Source organism: Metallosphaera yellowstonensis MK1 (genome assembly GCF_000243315.1).
Taxonomy (GTDB): Archaea; Thermoproteota; Thermoprotei_A; order Sulfolobales; family Sulfolobaceae; genus Metallosphaera; species Metallosphaera yellowstonensis.
The window spans coordinates 4,294-5,450 of the sequence record NZ_JH597767.1; the positions used below are offsets into that span (position 1 = coordinate 4,294).

1 protein-coding gene and 1 pseudogene are annotated in these 1,157 nt (G+C 36.0%); both read right to left on the bottom strand.

Features of this window, described 5'->3' with window-relative positions; all coding sequences use genetic code 11:
• Positions 1-722, bottom strand: a 722-nt coding sequence (locus METMK1DRAFT_RS18995; protein ID WP_009072466.1) for an OLD family protein, incomplete at its 3' end; no start/stop codon positions are given.
• Positions 723-778: 56 nt separating this feature from the next.
• A pseudogene (locus METMK1DRAFT_RS19000) lies at positions 779-1,157 on the bottom strand (ATP-dependent nuclease); the annotation flags it as partial.

The window sequence follows — 1,157 nt, forward strand, 5'->3', positions numbered from 1 at the left end:
AATGCTGTATATCTTAAATCTTCATAATCCGTCCTATCCAAGACTTCTTCCGAAGACAGGACTTCGTATTTACCGTCATTGAGTAATATAAACCTAACATTGTCAGAGCGCCTTTCTGCTAAGTATACATAAACGTCACTGCTCTGCGTAGTTATTAATATCAAATCTACGTCCAATTTCAGTAAGAAACCGTAAAATTGTTTAAGCAATTCTGGGTGTAAGGCAAATCCTTCTAAGTCGTCGATGAGGATAATCCTAGTTTGGTAAACAACATAAGATAATATGAAGTTTAGCAAGCTTTTATACCCATAACCTAATTCATTAATTGAAACGTCAGTCTTATCGTTAAATAATACTCTGATCTCGTTACCCGCGGATAAGTAAACATAGAAAATGTTAGGATCGAACTTACTTAATAGCTCAGTGACTTTACGAAAAGTAGATGCATCAGGAGTAACTGTAGGGACGGCATTGTGAGAATATATTAAAAGTACTCTAGCGTCTCCAATTCGTGTTGAAGAAGTTTCAGAAAATACGCTCTTGTAATATACGTTATTCAAAAATAGTTCAGTTTCAGCAATTTGATTAGATATCCTACCTCTGAACGCCCTTATTTTACTTGCGTTATTAGCGTCAAGTATTGCTATTGCTTCTAATATACTAGTTTTACCAACATTATTCTTGCCCATGATTACGCCGATTTTAAAATCAGGTAAAATCATCTTAAAATCGCTAAGCCTTCTATAATTCCTTATTCTAACACCTATGCCGAGATTACTTAATTTTCCGGCAATGATAACACGTAGTCAACGTTAACATAAGGTGAGTCGTAAACCCTTACAAATCTACCTTTTCCGTATTTATAAATCCACGTTGAGTAAAGTATTTCTCCGCCTCCTTCTCCTTTTATCATACTTATTGGTATCAGTGACGGGTTAGCTTCTACCGGTCTCCAAGATTCCTTAGGGTTATATTCTAAAATTTCCCCCACGATAGCGTTTTCACTATTTTTAGACATCGGCTTATGCTCAAAGTTTTTAGGCACAAACGGGAACGGGTTTCCTCTACTAAAGATTTCTTCTTTTACACCGTTTTTATCTACGTAATAGAGGGGAGTATCTCCTACCCAAATTACCGTACCTCCTCTTTCCATAAAA